Origin of the sequence: Pontimicrobium sp. IMCC45349 (genome assembly GCF_047219225.1) — a bacterium.
Lineage (GTDB): Bacteria > Bacteroidota > Bacteroidia > Flavobacteriales > Flavobacteriaceae > IMCC45349.
Map to the genome: position 1 here is coordinate 3,169,377 of NZ_CP178208.1, position 20,563 is coordinate 3,189,939.

General features: G+C 30.8%; 20 protein-coding genes. 2 read left to right on the forward strand and 18 right to left on the reverse strand.

Translation table 11 applies throughout. The annotated features are described in order from the left end of the window. Nucleotides 1-44 precede the first annotated feature (44 nt). Nucleotides 45-1,301 (forward strand): mechanosensitive ion channel family protein, encoded by a 1,257-nt coding sequence (locus tag ACLII3_RS14600; protein WP_412985078.1) that lies wholly within the window; start codon nt 45-47, stop codon nt 1,299-1,301. On the opposite strand, the gene ACLII3_RS14605 is transcribed toward ACLII3_RS14600, so the two are convergent. Then, nucleotides 1,293-2,189: a DUF72 domain-containing protein gene (locus tag ACLII3_RS14605; RefSeq protein ID WP_412985081.1), complete on the reverse strand. Its 897-nt coding sequence runs from the start codon at nt 2,187-2,189 to the stop codon at nt 1,293-1,295. The genes ACLII3_RS14600 and ACLII3_RS14605 overlap by 9 nt on opposite strands. A 114-nt stretch (nt 2,190-2,303) precedes the next feature. Between ACLII3_RS14605 and ACLII3_RS14610 the strand changes: the two genes are divergently transcribed. Continuing rightward, entirely contained in the window at nt 2,304-2,720 is a 417-nt protein-coding gene (locus tag ACLII3_RS14610) for a glyoxalase (RefSeq protein ID WP_412985083.1), read from the forward strand. Here the strand turns inward: ACLII3_RS14610 and ACLII3_RS14615 are convergent. The 17 genes from ACLII3_RS14615 to ACLII3_RS14695 all read right to left on the reverse strand — a co-directional run bounded on the left by ACLII3_RS14615 (nt 2,717) and on the right by ACLII3_RS14695 (nt 20,504). Continuing rightward, the gene (locus ACLII3_RS14615) at nt 2,717-3,394 is read right to left on the reverse strand and encodes a DUF2461 domain-containing protein (RefSeq protein WP_412985085.1); all 678 of its coding nucleotides are present in this window, start codon (nt 3,392-3,394) and stop codon (nt 2,717-2,719) included. The genes ACLII3_RS14610 and ACLII3_RS14615 overlap by 4 nt on opposite strands. A gap of 46 nt (nt 3,395-3,440) precedes the next feature. After that, nucleotides 3,441-4,226, reverse strand: a complete 786-nt coding sequence (locus ACLII3_RS14620) for a tRNA pseudouridine synthase A (RefSeq protein WP_412985087.1) — start codon at nt 4,224-4,226, stop codon at nt 3,441-3,443. Between the two features lie 39 nt (nt 4,227-4,265). After that, a complete protein-coding gene (hisIE, locus tag ACLII3_RS14625; protein ID WP_412985089.1) occupies nt 4,266-4,856 on the reverse strand; it encodes a bifunctional phosphoribosyl-AMP cyclohydrolase/phosphoribosyl-ATP diphosphatase HisIE in 591 nt (196 codons plus the stop codon). 83 nt (nt 4,857-4,939) lie between these two features. Continuing rightward, nucleotides 4,940-5,695: an imidazole glycerol phosphate synthase subunit HisF gene (gene hisF, locus ACLII3_RS14630; protein ID WP_412985091.1), complete on the reverse strand. Its 756-nt coding sequence runs from the start codon at nt 5,693-5,695 to the stop codon at nt 4,940-4,942. Nucleotides 5,696-5,699: 4 nt separating this feature from the next. Beyond that, nucleotides 5,700-6,443, reverse strand: coding sequence for a 1-(5-phosphoribosyl)-5-[(5-phosphoribosylamino)methylideneamino]imidazole-4-carboxamide isomerase (gene hisA / locus ACLII3_RS14635; protein ID WP_412985093.1), 744 nt, complete (start codon nt 6,441-6,443; stop codon nt 5,700-5,702). A gap of 1 nt (nt 6,444) precedes the next feature. Next, nucleotides 6,445-7,026: an imidazole glycerol phosphate synthase subunit HisH gene (gene hisH / locus ACLII3_RS14640; protein WP_412985095.1), complete on the reverse strand. Its 582-nt coding sequence runs from the start codon at nt 7,024-7,026 to the stop codon at nt 6,445-6,447. Further along, nucleotides 7,026-8,159 carry a bifunctional histidinol-phosphatase/imidazoleglycerol-phosphate dehydratase HisB gene (gene hisB / locus ACLII3_RS14645; protein WP_412985097.1) on the reverse strand — a complete coding sequence of 378 codons (1,134 nt, stop codon included), beginning with the start codon at nt 8,157-8,159 and terminating at the stop codon, nt 7,026-7,028. The genes hisH and hisB overlap by 1 nt, the downstream gene beginning before the upstream one ends. Then, nucleotides 8,156-9,205 (reverse strand): histidinol-phosphate transaminase, encoded by a 1,050-nt coding sequence (gene hisC / locus ACLII3_RS14650; RefSeq protein ID WP_412985099.1) that lies wholly within the window; start codon nt 9,203-9,205, stop codon nt 8,156-8,158. Before hisC ends, hisB begins: the two co-directional genes overlap by 4 nt. After that, nucleotides 9,202-10,485, reverse strand: coding sequence for a histidinol dehydrogenase (gene hisD, locus ACLII3_RS14655; RefSeq protein WP_412985101.1), 1,284 nt, complete (start codon nt 10,483-10,485; stop codon nt 9,202-9,204). Before hisD ends, hisC begins: the two co-directional genes overlap by 4 nt. A gap of 2 nt (nt 10,486-10,487) precedes the next feature. Next, complete coding sequence (gene hisG / locus ACLII3_RS14660; protein ID WP_412985103.1) at nt 10,488-11,345, reverse strand: ATP phosphoribosyltransferase; 858 nt, start codon at nt 11,343-11,345, stop codon at nt 10,488-10,490. Nucleotides 11,346-11,586: 241 nt separating this feature from the next. Continuing rightward, on the reverse strand, nt 11,587-12,135 hold the full coding sequence (locus ACLII3_RS14665; protein WP_412985105.1) for a hypothetical protein: 549 nt from the start codon (nt 12,133-12,135) through the stop codon (nt 11,587-11,589). Between the two features lie 7 nt (nt 12,136-12,142). Beyond that, entirely contained in the window at nt 12,143-12,955 is an 813-nt protein-coding gene (locus ACLII3_RS14670) for a prohibitin family protein (RefSeq protein ID WP_412985106.1), read from the reverse strand. A 21-nt stretch (nt 12,956-12,976) separates the two neighbouring features. Next, nucleotides 12,977-15,004: a VWA domain-containing protein gene (locus ACLII3_RS14675; protein WP_412985108.1), complete on the reverse strand. Its 2,028-nt coding sequence runs from the start codon at nt 15,002-15,004 to the stop codon at nt 12,977-12,979. Further along, nucleotides 15,004-15,546 (reverse strand): hypothetical protein, encoded by a 543-nt coding sequence (locus ACLII3_RS14680; protein WP_412985110.1) that lies wholly within the window; start codon nt 15,544-15,546, stop codon nt 15,004-15,006. Before ACLII3_RS14680 ends, ACLII3_RS14675 begins: the two co-directional genes overlap by 1 nt. 21 nt (nt 15,547-15,567) lie before the next feature. Further along, complete coding sequence (locus ACLII3_RS14685) at nt 15,568-16,599, reverse strand: hypothetical protein (RefSeq protein WP_412985112.1); 1,032 nt, start codon at nt 16,597-16,599, stop codon at nt 15,568-15,570. A gap of 14 nt (nt 16,600-16,613) precedes the next feature. Then, nucleotides 16,614-17,360: a 3-oxoacyl-[acyl-carrier-protein] reductase gene (gene fabG, locus ACLII3_RS14690; RefSeq protein ID WP_412985114.1), complete on the reverse strand. Its 747-nt coding sequence runs from the start codon at nt 17,358-17,360 to the stop codon at nt 16,614-16,616. Nucleotides 17,361-17,537: 177 nt separating this feature from the next. Beyond that, the gene (locus ACLII3_RS14695; RefSeq protein WP_412985116.1) at nt 17,538-20,504 is read right to left on the reverse strand and encodes a M16 family metallopeptidase; all 2,967 of its coding nucleotides are present in this window, start codon (nt 20,502-20,504) and stop codon (nt 17,538-17,540) included. Nucleotides 20,505-20,563 lie beyond the last annotated feature (59 nt).

Genomic DNA, 20,563 nt, shown 5'->3' on the forward strand with positions numbered 1-20,563 from the left:
GGTTTACATTTTACGTAGTACTTTTGTAAAATAATATAAACCATATGGAAAGTATTTCTCATTTTATATATGACTATTTAACCTCATTAGGCTTGTCTGAAAAACTAGCAGTATATATTAATATGCTAGTGTTATTACTATTTCTGCTTGTTATAATATTCATCATAGACTTTGTAATTAGACGATTGATTTTAGGCGCTTTTTCTCAGTTAGCAAAACGCTCAAAATCAAACTTTGACGATATCATGGTAAAAAACAAAGTACCACGAAACATCGCTCATATAATTCCTCTAATTATAGCTGTGGAATTTGTTCCAATGGTATTTACCGATTTTCCGTATTGGGAAAATATTATAGAAAAAGCTTTGATGGTTTTTGGAATTGTTTTAACACTTTGGGTAGTTAGAAGTTTATTAAACACCTTTAAAGACTATTTTAAAACCTTACCTAACTTTAAAGACAAACCTGTAGATAGCTATATACAAGTATTCATGATTTTTGCTTGGGTTATTGGTTTGTTTGGTGCATTTGCAATACTAACTGGAGTTACCTTTTGGGAATTTGCTACAGGATTAGGTGCTTTTGCAGCAATTATATTATTGGTTTTTAAAGATACCATTCTCGGTTTTGTAGCAAGTATACAAGTATCTATTAATGATATGGTACGTATTGGTGACTGGATATCGTTTGAAAAATATGGTGCTGATGGAGATGTTATCGAGATAAACTTAGCAACAGTAAAGGTTCAAAATTGGGATAAAACTATTACTACTATTCCAACCTACGCATTAATTTCTGATTCGTTTAAAAACTGGAGAGGAATGACAAATTCTGGAGGAAGACGTATAAAACGTGCTTTAAACATTAAGTTAGATAGCGTTAAGTATCTTTCTTTAAATGAAGTTAATAAACTAAAAGAAATTCATATCATCAATTCATATTTGGAGCAAAGACAAAAGGATATTGAAGACTACAATGCTACTAATAACATTAATAAAGCTATTGCATTAAATGGAAGAAATTTGACAAACCTTGGTGTGTTTAGAAAGTATATTGAAACCTATGTTGAAAATCATTCTGCAATAAACAAAGACATGATGATTATGGCACGTCAATTAGAGCCAACAACACAAGGTATTCCTTTAGAAATTTATGCATTTAGCAGTGATAAACGCTGGCAAAATTATGAATATATCATTTCTGATATTTTTGATCATGTTATTGCTGCTGTTCCTTATTTTGATTTAGAAATATTTGAATTGCCAAATAATTCGAACTTCAAGAAGGGTACTTTAAATTAAACTAAGTTGATCATTGGTGTCGTTACCATTAGGTATTTTAAGATTATAACCCAATTCCTTATTAGCCATTTTAATAAAATGGGCCGATAATAATGGTGATTCTTTTTCGATATTTTGATGAACAAAGAAGTCTATTTCTTTTATACCTTGGTCAGTCCAAATTTTAATACGTTCAATCCAATCATTTAACCGATTATAATCGCTTGAATGGTTAGCACCAACATATCGCACAAAAGCTGTAGCATTGGTAAGACGCATATGCATTAAATCTCTTCTACCAGCTGTATCGACAATAACATTAGAGATATTGTTTAGCTCTAATAAATCATACAACTCGTTGGCTACACTTTCATCATTATACCAATTTGTATGTCTAAACTCAATAGCTAAAGGTATTTCTTTAGGCCATGATTCTATAAAATTTATAACGCGATTAAAATCTTTTGGAGCAAAGTTATTATGCATTTGTAAAAATAAAGTCCCAAGTTTTTCTTTTAAATTAATAGCACTATATAAATAATGCTCTACACTTTCTTTAACTTCATTTAAACGCTTCCAATGGCTAATTTCTTGATTTAGTTTTGGAAAAAACTTAAAACCGTCGGGAGTTTTATCATACCACTTAGCAAATTGTTCTGGAGGAAATACTCTATAAAATGTTGCATTTAATTCTATAGAATTAAACTGTTTAGAGTAATATTCTAGTTCGTCCTTTGTGCCTCTTGGGTAAAACCCTTTTAAATCTGCTCTATTCCATTTTGCACAACCTACATATAATTCTGGAACATTATCATCCTTATATTTATTTAATACACGCTTGGTATCTAGATGGTCATTAGGTAATGTAAAATCAATAATTTCAGGATTAGTAACACTTCCAAATTTCATAATTCATTTTTTTATAAATATAATTCATTTGTTAATAAGTAGGTTAACAATAATAATTAAGAGTTTTAATAGCATTTTAAAGATTCTATATTTTTAATAAAAATCTTTGCCATCATGAACACTCGAGACCTTGACCTTAAGCGTATTCGTCCAGATTTTATGACTACTACCATAAATAATGAGATGAGTACCGAAGAACGTTTTCAAAATTTGGTACTAAGACCAATTATTAAATTACAGAATGATTTATTTATTGCTGTTTTTAAAAACTATGTAAATAAACACAAAAATGTATTTTACGATTTATCCTTAGATAAACGCATTGACTATATAAGTAATGCTATTCATAAAGACATGAAGTTTAGAAATAGCCTAAAAGGAATGGTTATAGGTTTATTTACAGTTGAAGAATATAGCTTGTATATTCAAAACTCATCAGCATTGAATAAACGTATGATGAACATAGTAAAAGAACGCTTGATTGATAATGTTCAAGTAATTTCTGAAGCTACAACTTTAGCTGCTGTTTAAAGCATAGACTCGCCATTCAGGTTTGTAGTAAGCACATCGCTCATATAATCAAAAAATGGACGAATAGCCTTAAACGACTCCTCTACTGTATCAACAAAGTCTGGAGCTAAAACTTCCTTATCACTAAATTTTCTAGTAAAGATGTACATCTTCTTTTTAATAAGGTCTATGTTCTCATGTTCTTTACTAAAACCTTTAGGAGCCGTTTTTACTTCTTCACCTTCCAATGCTCCCCAAGTCGCTTTGAAATTAGCATCACTCATAATATCTCGCATCTCAGAAGCATCCATTTCAAATTCTTTTCTGATTCGGAATAAATCATCTTTATTTGGTTGCCAAAATCCAGTAGCGATAAAACTTTCGTTATTAGGCTGAATATGTAAATAGTAACCTCCTCTTAGCTCAGGTTTTTTACGATGAAAACTTCCTCCATAATGAGTTTTAAAAGGTGTTTTATCTTTTGAAAAACGCACATCACGATAAATTCTAAAGATTTTCAACTTATCTACTTCATCATGAGCATTTAAACGATTGTAAAGCTCATTATAAACAGTTTTTACTTCAGCTTCAATAGCTTTAAACTCTGGTTTATGCTCAGTAAACCATTCTCTATTGTTATTCTTTTGAAGTTTCTTAAAAAAGTCTAAAGCGCTTTTTGGTACAGCAATACTCATAATAAATAGTGTTTATTTAAAGGTTCAAATTACAAAAAAGGTAACGTTAATCAAATTCTACCTTATTTAATATTAATCCTGAAGCTGGAGCTATATAATCCATTACTTCAGTACTTTCTGATAGTAAGCTTTGTCGTATATATTCTAAAGAGATTTCTCCACGGCCAAGTTTTATTAAAGCGCCCATCATTAAACGAATTTGATTTCTTCCAAACCCCTTACCTCTTACTTTTAACATATATGAGGTTTCAGGAAAAAAATTCGCCGTAAATAAATCGTTTTCTACTAATTCACATAATTCAATTTCACGCTCAAACACACCATTTTGAGATGGTTTGTAACAATACGTTTTAAAATTATGTAACCCTTGAAATAATGTTGCGCCTTGTTTCATCAGTTCAATATCTAAAGGATCTAATATAGTAGAGATCATATGTGCACAAAACGGATGATTCTTCTGTCCTTCTGTGAACAAATAGATATATTCTTTAGTCTTAGAATGGTTAATAATATTGAATTTCTCATCCACAACCTGGATGTCTAAAGCGCGAATATCTTGTGGTAAATTATGATTAAAAAGCTCTAAAAACGCCTCTAAATTTTCTAGTGGCTTCTCTTCTAAAAACAATTCAAAAGCGGCTTCATTAGCAGAAACCATAGCATCTGTACGACCAGCAGCTAAAATCTTAAAAGCTTGTTTTTCTAGAATATAATTAAGCGTACGCTCAATCATTAATTGCAAGGTTTTCACTTTAGGTTGCTTTTGCCAACCATGAAAACGATAGCCTAAATATTGAATCTTTATTAAATAGTAAAAACGCTTTCTAAACATAGTGACAAGAACGCTATTTTTTAAATGTAGAACAAATAATTAATGACGTGATTTCAATACATCTACTATATCATTAAGTCTAAATCCTTTAGCTTGAAGCAGAATTAAATAATGAAATAATAGATCTGCACTTTCGTTAAGAAACAACTCATCATTAGTATCCTTGGCTTCAATGACAACCTCTACAGCTTCCTCTCCTACTTTTTGTGCTATTTTATTAATCCCTTTACTAAATAATGAAGCAACATAACTTTTCTCATCAGAAACATTTTCACGACGTTGTGTAATAATCGTTTCTAAGTCTGAAAGAAAACCAAAGTTCTGTTTATTAGATTCTTCCCAACAGGTATCTGTACCTTTATGACACGTTGGTCCTTGAGGTTTTACTTTAACTAACAAGGCATCATTATCGCAATCATTATCTATTGAAACCAAATTAAGCGTATGACCACTCGTTTCTCCTTTTGTCCATAATCGTTGTTTACTTCTACTGTAAAAAGTTACCTTTTTAGTTTCTAATGTACAGACTAGCGCTTCTGCATTCATATAGCCTAACATCAATACCGTTTTAGTATCTACATCTTGAATGATGGCAGCAACTAGACCTTCTGAATTATAGTTTATTTTCATATTATTTTATTATTGTCATTCCTGCGAAGGCAGGAATCTACTATTAGATTCCGTAACACACTTCGACAAGCTCAGTGTGACATTTATAATCTAATTTCTATATTATTATGCTTTAACTCTTCTTTTAATACTTTAATTGGTAGTTCTCCAAAATGAAACACACTAGCAGCCAAAGCTGCATCTGCTTTCCCTTCTATAAAAGCATCTACAAAATGCAGTGTTGTTCCTGCTCCTCCTGAAGCTATTATTGGAATGTTAATCAAACTAGACAACTGCGCTAGTGCTTTATTAGCAAAACCGTCTTTAGTACCATCATGATCCATTGAGGTAAACAATATTTCTCCTGCACCTCTTTGCTCTACTTCCTTGGCCCAATCAAACAAATTCAAATCTGTAGGAATAGTTCCTCCTGCTAAATGTACTCTCCACTCCTTTCCTATTTGTTTAGCATCTATAGCTACAACAATACATTGACTTCCAAACTTCTGGGACAACTGTGTTATCAAATCAGGATTTTTAACTGCTGATGAATTGATAGAAACCTTATCTGCTCCATGCTTTAAAAGTGCATCAACGTCAGCTACAGATGAAATTCCACCTCCAACTGTAAATGGAATATTAACTTGCTGTGCAACTTGCAAAACCATATCTAATGTTGTTTGTCGCTGCTCTTGAGTAGCAGAAATATCTAAAAACACCAATTCATCAGCACCTTCAAGAGCATACTGTTTAGCTAAAGCTACAGGATCTCCAGCATCAATAAGATTCATAAAATTGACACCTTTAACGGTTCTTCCGTTTTTTATATCTAAACAAGGAATAATTCGTTTTGTTAGCATAATTCTAGCTTTTGATTATAAATTGTTCTAATTGTTTTAAACTGATCTTATTCTCATAAATCGCCTTCCCTATGATGACACCTTCGCAACCTAGTTCTTGTAGTTTAGGTAGATCATCAAAACTTGAAACGCCTCCTGAAGCTATTAGTTTTAAGGGTGCTTCGACAAGCTCAGCATGACATTCTTCTAATATACTTTTATACAAGTCAAATGATGGACCTTCTAGCATACCATCTTTTGATATATCAGTACAAATCACATATTCAACTCCTTTGGTCTGATAGTCCTTAATAAATGGAACCACATCTAAAGCGCTAGATTCTTGCCAACCAGAAACTGCTATTTTTTCATTGTAACAATCTGCTCCAAGTATAATTTGTTCTGATCCTAAAGTATTCACCCATGCTTCAAAAAGGTCAGGATTTTTTACAGCTATACTCCCACCTGTGATTTGGTTTGCCCCAGATTCAAAAGCAATTCTTAAATCCTCGTTAGACTTTAGCCCTCCTCCAAAATCAATTTTTAAATCCGTTTTTACAGCTATTTGTTCTAGAATCTTATAATTCACAATATGTTTTGCTTTCGCGCCATCCAAATCTACCAAATGCAAGTACTCAATTCCCGAGTCTTGAAATTGTTTTGCGACCTCAATTGGGTTTTCATTATAAATGGTTTTTGTATTATAATCACCCTTTGTTAGCCTTACGCATTTACCCTCTATGATATCTATTGCTGGTATAATTCTCATGTTATAATTCTAAAAAGTTCTTTAATAATTGTTCACCTGCACTACTACTCTTTTCTGGATGAAACTGTACACCATAAAAATTTTCATACTGTAATGCTGAAGTATATGCTTTTTCATAGTGAGTTACTGCAATAGCTTGCTTACAAGATTCTGCATAGTAGCTGTGTACCAAATACATATAGGTATTTTCATCAATAGATTTGAATACGTCCGATCTTAATTTTTTTATAGTATTCCATCCCATTTGAGGAACTTTAACAGTATTAGAAAAACGTTTCACATTGACATCAAAGATTCCTAAGCCTTTGGTATTGCCCTCTTCTGTGTGATTACACATCAATTGCATCCCTAAACAAATACCAAGAACGGGTTGTTTTAAAGTTGGAATTAACTCATCTAATCTTGATTTTTTGAGCATTTGCATTGCTGAATTCGCTTCTCCGACACCTGGAAAAATGACTTTATCTGCATTTTTTATAACCTCTATATTATTAGATAATACAATGTTATAACCCAAACGATTTATAGCAAATTCAATGCTTTTTACATTTCCGGCGCCATAATCTATAATTACAATATTCATTATAACAGACCTTTAGTTGTTGGTAATATCATTTTTTCTATATCTCTTTTTACAGCCATTTTAATTGCTTTAGCAAACGCTTTAAAAACAGCTTCTATCTTATGGTGTTCATTTGTACCTTCAGCTTTAATATTCAAATTACATTTTGCGCCATCTGTAAAGGATTTAAAGAAGTGCATAAACATTTCAGTAGGCATTTTACCAATCATTTCACGATTAAAATCAGCATTCCAAACCAGCCAGTTTCTACCTCCAAAATCTATAGCCACTTGTGCTAAACAATCATCCATGGGCAAACAGAAACCGTAACGCTCTATGCCTAGTTTATCTCCTAATACTTTACTAAATAACTCTCCTAAAGCAATTGCTGTATCTTCTATTGTATGATGTTCATCAACTTCTAAATCGCCTTTAACATCTATATCTAAATCGATTTGACCATGACGTGCAATTTGATCTAACATATGATCAAAAAATGCAATACCTGTGTTAATTTGACTTTGCCCTGTTCCGTCAAGGTTTAAGGCTACTTTAATGTCAGTTTCATTAGTCGTCCTTGATATGCTACCTGAACGTTGTTTAGCTTTTAAAAATGTATAAATAGCTTCCCAATCATTGGTTTCTAATGCAACAAATGGTTCTAATTCTTCGTATTTCACAGTGACTTCATTAGTCCCTAAATTGGTGTTATCATTAATAAAAATCCCTTTAGCATTAAGGTTTTTAGCCAATTCAATATCTGTTAAACGATCACCTATGACGAAAGAGTTTTTTAAATCATAATCCTCAGAAAAATATTGTGTTAGCAATCCTGTGTTAGGCTTTCGAGTTGGTGCATTATCAACTGCAAAAGTTCTGTCTATAAATTGTTCTTTGAATATGATATTTTCATTCTTAAAGGTTTCAATAATAAAATCATGCACAGGCCAAAATGTATCTTCTGGAAAAGCTTCTGTGCCCAAACCATCTTGATTGGTAATCATTACAATTTCAAAATCCAATTCTTTAGAAATCTTACTTAAATATTGAAACACTTTAGGATAAAACTCTAACTTATCAAATGCATCGATTTGTTCATCCGAAGGTTCTCTTATTAGTGTTCCGTCTCGATCTATAAAAAGTACGCTTTTCATGTTAATGTTTTTAATGTCATTATTAATTCTTCATTTTCCATAAATGTTCCAACTGTAAATCGCAGACAATTATCACATAGTGGTTGGCTTGTTCTGTTTCTAACAACAATACCATACTCTAGTAATTGTTGATAACGTTTATTGGCATTATCAACCTTTACTAACAAAAAATTGGTATCCGATGGATATATAGTTTCTATAAAATCAATTTTAGATAATTCGTTTGCTAATAAGACTCTATCAGAAATAATTCGTTTTACGTCAAGCTCAATGGTATTACTATCTAATAAGCGTTCAATTGCTTTATCTTGAGTTAAGGTGTTGATATTATAAGGTGGTTTTATCTTATTAAGTATTCTTATTATCTCTTCTGAAGCATAACAAATACCTAGTCGTATTCCAGCCATTCCATAAGCTTTAGATAAAGTTTGAGTAATAATGACATTAGGAAATTCTTCTAATCTACTTAACCAGCTTTCTTCTCTAGAAAAATCAATGTATGCCTCATCAATAACTACAATACCTCTAAACTTTTTAATGAGTTGTTCTATCTTTTCAGAGGTCAAACTATTAGCAGTAGGATTGTTTGGTGAACATAGAAACAATAGCTTTGAATTGTTGTTTTGTGCTTCTAAAATTTGTTCAACATTAGGTTGAAAATTCTCAGTCAATTGAATCTTCACCACATCAACAGCATTAATATTTGCTAAAACCTCATACATACCATACGTTGGTGGTAAGGTTATGACATTGTCTATATTTGGATTACAAAAAGCTCTAAAGATTAAGTCTAATACTTCATCACTACCATTACCTAGTAATATATTAGCTTTTGAAACGCCCTTTTGCTGAGACAAAATACGCTTCACCGCATCTTGTTGTGGATCTGGATAGCGATTATATTTAGAATCAAAAGGATTTTCATTAGCATCTAGAAATATTATATCTGTCGATGTTCCTTTATATTCATCTCTAGCAGAGGCATAGGGTTTTAAACTTTTAATACTTTGTCTAACCAGGTTATTTAAATTGAATTCTCTTTTCATTTTAAATCTTTTAATCGAATTGAAACTGCATTTTTGTGCGCTTGCAAGCCTTCTGCTTCTGCCATTAATTCAATGCTTCTTCCAATATTTAATAAGCCTTCTTGTGAGATTTTTTGAAACGTAATACCCTTTAAAAAACTATCTAAATTTACTCCTGAATAAGCCTTAGAAAATCCATTGGTTGGTAAAGTGTGATTGGTTCCTGAAGCATAATCTCCAGCGCTTTCTGGCGTATAGTTACCTATAAATACAGAACCAGCATTTTGAATACCATTAATAAAAAAATCAGCATTATTACTACAAATTATGAAGTGTTCTGGTCCATAGTTATTAATCAATTCTAATGCTACTTTATCATTTTCAACATAGATTAATCGAGAGTTTTCAATTGCTTTTTCTGCTATAGATTTTCTAGGTAACTTTTCTAGTTCACGATATACTTCTTCTTCTACGGCTTTAATTAAAGCTTTTGAAGTTGAAACCAAAATCACTTGACTGTCAGTACCATGCTCTGCTTGACTTAATAAATCTGAAGCTACATAAGATGCATTGGCAGAATCGTCAGCGAATACAAGTAATTCACTTGGTCCTGCAGGCATATCTATGGCTGTATCATACTTAGTTGATAACTGTTTTGCAACAGTTACAAATTGATTCCCAGGACCAAATATCTTATACACTTTTGGAATAGATGCTGTGCCAAATGTTAATCCTGCTATAGCTTGAATACCTCCTACTTTTAATATTTTGGTACATCCGCAGAGTTGTGCAGCATATAAAATTTCGTCTGCAATCTTCCCTTCTTTATTTGGTGGAGAACACAATACGATATCATTACAACCCGCTAGTTTTGCAGGAATAGCTAACATTAATACTGTAGAAAATAATGGTGCTGTACCTCCAGGAATGTATAAGCCTATTTTTTCTATAGGCCGTTTTTCTTGCCAGCATATTACACCTTTTGTAGTTTCAACTGTAACACTATTGGTTTCCTGTGCACTATGAAACTTTTCGATGTTATCCTTTGCTATTTGAATAGCAGATTTCAATGCTTCAGGAATTTCAGCTATGGCCTCATTAATCTCTTCTGAGGAAACTTGCAAGGTCTCCAAATCAAGACCATCAAAAATTGAAGTGTACTTGGACACTGCAAAATCTCCATTTTTCTGAACATCTTGAAAAATCTGATTTACAGTATTTTCAATGTCTTCAATGCTTTGAGTAGGTCTTTTGAGAATAGATTCCCAAGTGCTTTTCTTTGGATTTAGTACTGTTTTCATATTTATATTACCATTTTTTCTATTGGACACACAAGGATACCTTCTGCTCCATTTTGTTTTAATTCGTCTATAATATTCCAAAATTGATTTTTATCAATTACAGTGTGCAGTGAGCTCCAACCTTGTTTTGCCAAAGGCAGTACTGTTGGACTTTTCATTCCTGGTAGAATTTCTATAATACGCGGAATGTGTTCATCTGGTGTGTTTAACAATACGTATCTATAGTTTCGTGCTTTTAGAACCGATTGTATTCTAAACTGAATTTTATCAAGTAAACTTTGATTTTCTATAGAAATTAATGGTGATACTGCCAACACAGCTTCTGAATTCAGAATAAGTTCTTGCTCTTCAAGATTGTTCTTGAATAAGGTGCTTCCACTAGATACGATATCTACAATGGCATCTGCTAAACCAATATTTGGTGCAATCTCCACAGAACCATTAATGATATGTAAATCTGCATTTACATTGTTTTTGGTTAAAAACTGATTTACAGTATTTGGATAAGACGTTGCTATCTGTTTGCCTTCTAAATCTTTAATGCTTTCATAGGGCATTGCTTTTGGAACAGCAATGCTTACTCTACACTTAGAGAATCCAAGACGCTCAACAAAGTTGATGTCAGTAGCTTTTTCTACTAGTACATTCTCTCCAATAATGGCCATATCTACAACGCCATCTCTAAGATATTGTGGTATATCTCCATTTCTAAGGTAGAATACTTCAGCTGGAAAATTTTGTGCTGAAGCCTTTAGTTGATCTTTTCCATTATCAATAGAAATACCAATATCCTTAAGAAGTTGCATGGATTCTTGGTGAAGTCGTCCTGATTTTTGAATTGCAATTTTTAGTTTACTCATTTCAATAATATTGGTTTGAGTAAATCTTTAGGAAAGTAATCTATTGCAACACGTCAACAAAAAACCCGTTTGATTTACTCAAACGGGTTTTAAAAATATCTTGGTTTTATTCAATACATTTTCAGCTCGCTTGAGTGCAAGTATGAAAATGATGATGATGTAATTGAATAAAATTCATTTCTGTTTTTTGTCTGTTCAAAGATTGCAAAATAATTTTTACAAATCCAAACTCTTGAGCAAATTAATCATATTTCGGACAAGAAGTCCAAGGTAAACCACATTGATTCTTAAAACTCAGCCAACCTTCTATTATTTTATTATCAATAGTAAACTTAACTTTTGCCCAAAGACCATCAATTTCTGTAACATTAACACTTTGATGTTCATCAATTTTATGTATTCGGTTAGATTTAATAGATGGTAATTCAAATAAATACACTGGTTTATTGGGATTATATACATCCACATTAATTAGAAAATCACTACTCTTAACCCAATGATTTTCGTAGCCATAATTCTTATATTCAGAAGGCAATCTCTGAATGTTTTTTATTTTCAACCACCCAGAATCACTATCTGATATAGCTAATTTATACCATGCATATTTATCATCAATGTTATAGAGTGTATCAACTACTCTTCCATTAATTTTATTATAAACTAAAATTGGTTGCTCATTCTTTTTGTTATAATAGCTCTCAACAAAATTATCATATATTAGTATATCATCTTTTTCTTGAGCATTTATACTAATACTAAAAAACAAAAAAAAGATGATGACTAACCTCATAAAAATATTATTGATTACCTAATATAATTGGCATTCCAGAATCACCAGAACCTATTACAACTACTTTACTATTAGGTGACTCTGCTAATTTTATTGTAGCTTCAATACCTTTATCTTGAAGAATCTTATCTGTTAAAGAAGCACTTAGAATTTTATTAGCATCAGCTTTACCTTGTGCTTCAATACGTTGTTTTTCAGCTTCTTTTTGAGCTGTAACAAGTCTAAACTCATACTCTAAAGATTCTTGCTCTTGCTTTAATTTACGCTCAATCGCTTGTTTAATTGTTGGAGGTAATTGAACATCTTCAACCAAAACACGCTTTACAATTAGATATTGACCAGCTAATAGCTTAGTAACTTCATCTAAAATTTCTTGTTCAATTACATCTCTTTTACTTGAGTATAATTGCTCAGGTGTATAACGTCCAACCACACTACGAGCTGCAGCATTAATTGCTGGATCTAGTAATTCATGCTCGTAATCTTCACCTTTTGTTTTAATTAACTTACCCAAATTACTATACTCTGGCTCATACCAAATAGTTCCATTAACTTTTACTTCTAATCCATTTACTGAAAGTACATTCATATTATCTGAAACAGACTGTTGCCTTACTTTGCGAATAATCATTTCATTCCAAGGTGCTACAATATGAAATCCTTCTCCATAAGTTTTATCTGTATTAATACCATCACCAAAGCGTTCAAATATAACGCCACCTTCTCCAGGTCCAATGGTTACAGCAGATTTAGAAATTAATATGATTAATACAACCAATATAAAAATAATTGGCAACCCAATTTTTGGTAACTTTTCCATAACTATGTTTGTTGTTTTTGTTTAAATAAGTCCGTTATATTTTCTTATAAACCACTCTAAAGCAAGACTTAAGGCTATCAGAGCTAATAAGTATTTAAAATCGATTAAAGGTACAATTTTTTTGTTGCTTTTTTCTATAATGCTATATCTACCATCACTTAAAATATCACTAACAAAAGCATCAATCTTTGTGTAATGGTAACTATTAGCATTTGTATTTTTAGCTAACTGTTTTAGCTTATTTGAATTTGCATTAAAAAACTGCTGTTCTATATTAAAATCTAATATTTGTATTCTACCAGATTGACTAATTTCATTATTTGCATTAACAGTAAAATCATAAGTTCCAGCAGCCAACTGACTCAAGTCTACTTGATACTTATTTTGTTTCAAAACAAATGGAATTGTAATAGTGTTATTGGTTTCTGTATTATTTACAGTAATACTTAAACTTGCATTAGCATCAAATTCGTAGTTTTTATTAAAATATTGTGCTATAATAACAACATCTTGACTACCATTATAAAATGATTCATAATCTAAATTCAATCTACTCTTACGTTTATTAGAAGTTAAATATTGAATAAGCTTTCCAAAAAAACTATCAAATTTATCAAAAGTACCATCTATAAGATAACTTTGAGCTCTCCACTTCCAAATATTTTCTCCTAACAATAAAGCACCTCGTTTGTTGTTATCCTCAAAAGTTGTTAATAGTGCTTTATCAGTAATATTACCGTTTATTGATTTGTATAATATTGGTGAATTAGGAATATTAAATATTACATCTCCAAATTCGGAATTTAATGGTGGGAATGATTGAAAACCTAAATCGTCAACTATAAAAGTATTATAGTTACTATTTAATGAAGGTTGATAATCTTCAGTCTGTAAAGTAATCTCTTGACTATAATACGTTTGTGCACTATTAAGAAAGCTCCATTGTGTATTGGTTCCAACAATTACAAAACTATTTAAACCCTCATTATTTATATAATCAAAAACTGATTTAAACTTATTATTAGGTTGATAGATAATTGCTAATTGATATAACTCTTTTGAATTTAAATACTCTGAAGGAGATACAATAGAAACAGAACGTTGTTGATTGGTTTCTACCATCTTTTTAATTGCACCTAAATCTGGATGAATAATATCGCTAATAATGGCAACATTGGTTTTTTGATCAATTACTTCTACTGCAAAAGGCTTAACATTATTAGCTGTATTTTTTTCTTCAGATAAATGAGATAGGCTAACATAATATGTTGTTACTCCTACTTTATCTGCCAAAAGATTAGCAATTACAGTTTGTGAATTATTTTGCTTTGATAAATTTAGTTGCTTTGAAAACTTTGTTGAATTACTTGTAGATATCGTTAATTGAGAGCTAATCTCCTGATTACCACTGTAAGTTACTATAACTTCTACTGGAAACTTATTTTTTAAATAAGCATATTTATTAGCATTAAGCTGTTGGATTTTTATATCTACAAACTGTGTTGTATCTCCTAAAACTATTGGGTAAACACTTTGCTTAAGCTTGTTTGATACATACTCATAATCTGTTCCAATTGTTTGATTTCCGTCTGTTAGTAATACAATTGGTGCATTTACATTTTTATAAATGTTATCAAGACTACTTAAAGCTTTACTAATGTTTGATTGTATTGCATTAAAAGATAATGAGTCAAAATCTTCAATATTACCTCCAAAGACATAGCGTTCTATATTGAATTTATCATTTAACTCTTGATTAGTTACAACATTATTAACAAGGTTATTTGCATCTTCCTCTTTTCCTATATGCTTAATTGATTCAGAATTATCTACAGCTACAACAAGCTTAGGTTTTTCATTATAAATCGTTATTTTTTCAAACTTTGGATTTATAATTAATAGAAATAAAGAGAATAAAGTTATAAACCTTAAAAAAGAAAAAAGAATATGTAATTTATTCTTTTTAGATTTATATAAATACTGAAACAGCGCTAATGATAGCGCTGTTATACCAGCAATTATAATATATAATAGTGTTGTTGTTGACACTAGTCATGTTTTACTTTTATGAGCTCAAAAGAGTCATGAAATTTATCAATATCAGCATTATCTTCATGTACATCTAAAGTTACAACTTGAGATATATACATAATATTTTTTACAAGATAACAACGTATATAAATATATGCGCCTTCTATTGCTATTTTAATACTCCTACCTGGATAACCATTAAAAGTAATAGAGTTATCTATGAGTAATCTTCCGTTTACATTTGTTACAGCACCATTAACTGCTCCGTCTAATACAGTTTTTATGTAACCTTCCTCAGGTTCTTCAAACATATCTTCTGGATAGTCTGATCTAATTACGCTATAAACTGCATTTTTAGATTCTGGTGGTAACTCAGAAAGCATAAACATATGCATCGTTAAATTACCTACACCTGTAGGAATTTCTTGAGTTGAATATTTAGGCTCTCCAGGATAATCTGCAGTAAACTCAAACGTTTCACTTTTAAATTTTTGCCACTCTTGAGCAACAACTATAAATGTGAATAAGCTAAATACTGCTGTTATAAATAGTTTTTTCATATTTCATTTAAGCCTTAAAAATTATTTTTTTAGTGCCTTTTTTATTTTACTATTAATATCATCTACATGTCTAGATTTTATATTGTATGAAGACATTATACCAGCAACATAATTACGATAAATAACTTCACCAGTTTTTGAGTTTACGATATGAATAAATTTTTGAGAATTTACTCTTACATATCTTAAATAATAAAACTCCTCACCAGCCAATATACGTCTATCCATTTCATCCTGATCTAGGAATTCATAGTTATACTTATAATCCTCAAAAACTTTTTCAAAACTATCTTTATCCTTTTTATCTTTCCCTCTCCAAGCATTATACTTAATTAGATGATAATTTGGAATATAAAGCGTGGTGTTAGCAAGTTTTTTGAGTTCAGGTAAATAATCATTATCATACATCCAATACTCTTCACCTAATTTTAATTGATTATTTACTTTTTGAAAATAATTCTTAAGAAAACCAGGTTTATAGTTATAAAAAACATCTGTACTATAAATGCTATCCATGATTTCAGACGAACTAGAACTTAAAGCTGTTGGTAAAAAAGTGTCTTTAGGAAATAAATCTACTCTAGCAAGACTTTCCTTATTAGAAGAAATAGCTTTATTTAATTTTTTCTCATACTTCTTGCTTTTTTTATCTAGCTTACTAATTTCCTTTTTTAAGTTTTCAGCATCATACATAAAAAACTTAATATAAATATAAATATAATCAACTTGAGCGCCAGATTTCATGGTCTTTACTACATGATGCCCTTCTAAATTTGCGAAACTATAATTTCCGTCTAAATAATTTAGAGGATTAAACTCATCGCGATATACTAACTTATAAGGTGTAACATCCCAAGAATCATTTAATATTTGATCGTAAACATCAACATCAATAATATCTGATAATACAAATATAGTTTCGGTTTTTTTAAACTTATCTATACGTCCCTTGGGGAAATTTTTAGATTTCCCTATGTGTCTAGGACCAATACTAATTTGAGCGCTTAATGTTGTAAACATAAAGCACGTGAAAACGATTAATAGCTTTTTCATAAAGTTATAATAGATTAGGTTAACATTCCACCATCAACATTTAAAGTTTGCCCAGTAACATAGGCACTCATATCACTAGCTAAAAACACACAAGCATTTGCTATATCTTCTGGAGTACCACCTCTTTTTAAAGGAATAGCTGCTCTCCAACCTTTAACAGTTTCTTCATCTAGCTTAGCAGTCATTTCAGTTTCAATAAAACCAGGTGCAATCACGTTACTTCTAATATTTCTTGAACCTAACTCTAATGCAACAGATTTAGAAAAACCTATAATTCCTGCTTTAGAAGCTGCATAGTTAGTTTGTCCAGCGTTTCCTTTAACACCAACTACAGAACTCATATTTATAATAGATCCTTTTCGTTGTTTTAACATCGTACGTTGTACCGCTTTAGTCATATTAAACACAGACTTAAGGTTAACTTCAATTACTTTATCAAAATCTTCTTCTCCCATTCTCATAAGAAGATTATCTTTTGTAATTCCTGCATTATTTACTAAAACATCAATACTTCCAAATTCTTTTAAAACTTCAGCAGCTAAGTCTTGTGCTTCCTCAAAACTTGCAGCATTACTTTGATAGCCTTTTGCTTTAACTCCTAAACCATTTAATTCATCTTCTAATGCTTTTGCTGCATCTATAGATGAACTATAAGTAAAAGCTACATTAGCACCTTGTTGTGCAAATACTTCTGCAATACCTTTACCTATTCCTCTACTCGCTCCAGTTATAATGGCTGTTTTACCTTCTAATAATTTCATATTTTAAAAATTGTGATTAGTTAGATTTCTGTAATAACAGAAATGACAAATTTTAATTAACTCAACATACTAAAGCTATACTGAGTTTTTTGCTAATTCAAATATAGCAAATACAAGTTGCATCAAATAAAAAAACCTCACAAATTCTTGTGAGGTTTTTAACAATATTACTTACAATTATTGTTTAATTTCTTGAGACTTTTCGTAGTTAAATAAGTAGTCAATATCCATTTCTTGAACTTCACCTAATTTTTGTAAAGATTCAAAATCAATATCATCTTTATTTCCAATAACCATCACATTATAGTTTTCACCTTTAATGTTTTCGTTAAAGAAACCTCTTAAATCTTCAATACTCATATCTTTAATGGTATTATACATTTCTTCTCTATGATCATTTGTAATACCTCTTTTTTGTAGTCCTTCGTATGTCCAGAAAATATTTGACTTGGTAATACGTTGCGCTGCAATCTTCTTTAATGTAGCTTCTTTTGCTGCATTAAATTGCTCTTCTGCTTCTGGCATATTTGTCATAAGCTCCATCATAGCATCAACAGCTTGAGGCATTTTGTTTGCTTGTGTCCCCATGTACGCCATCACATAATTAGAATCGTCCTTTTTACTTGCATTACTATAACTAGCAAAAGCTGAATATGCTAACGATTTAGATTCTCTAATCTCTTGGAATACAATAGATGATAAACCACTACCAAAATAAGTATTAAATAAAGTTGAAGCTGCCATGTTCTCTGCTTTAAAAGGCTCACCTTTTGCTAAGAATAACATTTCTGATTGTACCATATCATAGTCTACAAAATATACATTTCCTCCTGTTTCTTTTTCAGTATACACAGTCGCTTCAGGATACTCTTTTAAATCAGCAGGAACAATATGATGTGTATTTAAAGCAGCTACAGCAGCATCTACATCTTTACCATAATAAAATACACGTTGATTAAAGTTTTTCATCTCTTTTACTTTATCAACTAAATCCTGTGGGTTAAATGCATTTAACTCGCTAACTTTAAAAATATCTCTTAATCTAGAATTCTCACCATATTTTCCATAGTTCATTAATCCATTAAAAAGAATACTTCCTTTTTGTGTTTTATTATCCTGTCTTCCTTTTGCAATAGATTGTACGTATTTATTATAAGCTTCTTGGTCTGGAACTGCATTTGTCCATAAGTGTTCTAATAACTCTAAACCTTTTGGTAAGTTTTCCTTTAAACCATTAAGTCCTACATATGTTTTCTCTGATCCAGTATTCACATAATACTTAATACCCAACTTATAGAATTCTTTCTTTAATTCTTCAGCTGAATATTTATCTGTACCAACATATTCCATATAACCAACAGCTAATCCTAATTTTTTATCATTATCACTACCCATGTCAAAAATGATATTCATATCGAATAAATCATTTAACTCATTATTGATATATGATACTTCAATACCATTATTGGTAGCTGTCTTTTTTATAGCATCTTGATAATCAACAAATTTTGGTTGCAATGGTTGTGCTTCAATATTACTAAAGTTTGTTAAATACTCAGAACTCTTATCTCTATTAAGGTTTACTGGAGTAATTCCTGGGTTTTCAACCTTAACTATTGAATTATCTTCACCTTTACGCTTGTAGGTTACTACATAGTTGTCTTTATAAAAAGTATTAGCAAAATCAACTAATTCTTGTTTTGTAATTGATTTTAACTCATCTAAAAACTTAACCTTTTGCTCCCAATTTTCATGATGAATAAACGCATTATAATAAATAGACGCTAATGCAGTACTATTTTCGTATTGTTGTGTTTGACTTAGTTTTAAATCGTTAACAACAGCTTCAATCATCCAATCTTCAAACTCACCCTTTTTTAATTTTTCAACTTGCTCTAATAATAAGTCTTTAACTTCATCAAGTGATTGTCCAGCTTTTGGTGCACCTGTAAACGTATGGTATCCATAATCGTTTAAAAATGTAGGAGAACATCCAGCATATTGAACTACTTGTTTTTGATTAAGATTTAAATCAATTAATCCTGCGTTACCATTTGCTAAAATCATATCAGCAAGTGTTACCATTTTTTCTTGTTTTGTACCGATAGCTTCAGTTCTAAAAGCTACAGAAACACTTTCTGATGTTGGTCCAAATACTTCTTTGATAATAGGAGAAGTTATTGGTTCTTCTTTTGGCAACGTTGGATGTGTTACTTCTTTCTTTTCTAATTTACCAAAAGTATTATTTACTTTTTCTATTGTTTCTTCAAATTCAAAATCACCAACTAACACCATAGCCATGTTATTTGGCACATAATATTTATCAAAATAATTATGGATATCTACCATTGAAGGATTCTTTAAGTGCTCTCCTATACCAATAGTACTTTGTTGTCCATATGGATGATTAGGAAATAAACCATCTAACATAGCAGCATATTGCTTTCTCCAGTCGTTATCTTGACCTCTATTAAACTCTTCAAAAACAGCCTCTAATTCTGTATGAAATAACCTTAAAACTAATTGGCTAAAACGCTCACTTTCTAAGCTTAACCATTTATCTAACTCATTAGCTGGTATTTTATTTTTATAAACTGTTTCTTCAAACCAAGTATGTGCATTAGTTCCAGTAGCTCCTAAAGAGCTTACCATTTTATCGTACTCATTAGCTACACAGTGGTTAGAAGCCTCTAAAGACACTTCATCAATTTGCTTGTAAAGTTCAAGCTTTTTCGCTGGGTCTTTTTCAGCTCTATGTGCTTCATATAAATCTGAAATTTGCTTTAAATAGCCTTTTTCTTTTTCCCAATCTAAAGAGCTTATTTCATCAGTTCCTTTAAAAACCATATGCTCTAAATAATGTGCTAAACCTGTAGATTCCTTTGGATCGTAGTTTGAACCAGCTCTAACAGCAATATAGGTTTGAATTTTAGGCTCATCACTATTTTGGCTTAAATACACCTTTAGGCCATTATCTAAAGTATATAAGCGTAATCCTGTTGGATCGTTAGTAACGGTTTCGTAATTAAATCCTTTAGCATCTGTACTTGCAATGGTTTTAATTTCAGACTTGTTTTCCTTTTTACAGCTAATTACTAAACTAGCCATAAATAGAAACAACACAGTTAATTTTAAATGTTTCATCTTTTGATAAATGTATAAATGTTGATTAATAAAAAAAGTTCGCTAGCTAATATATTGCT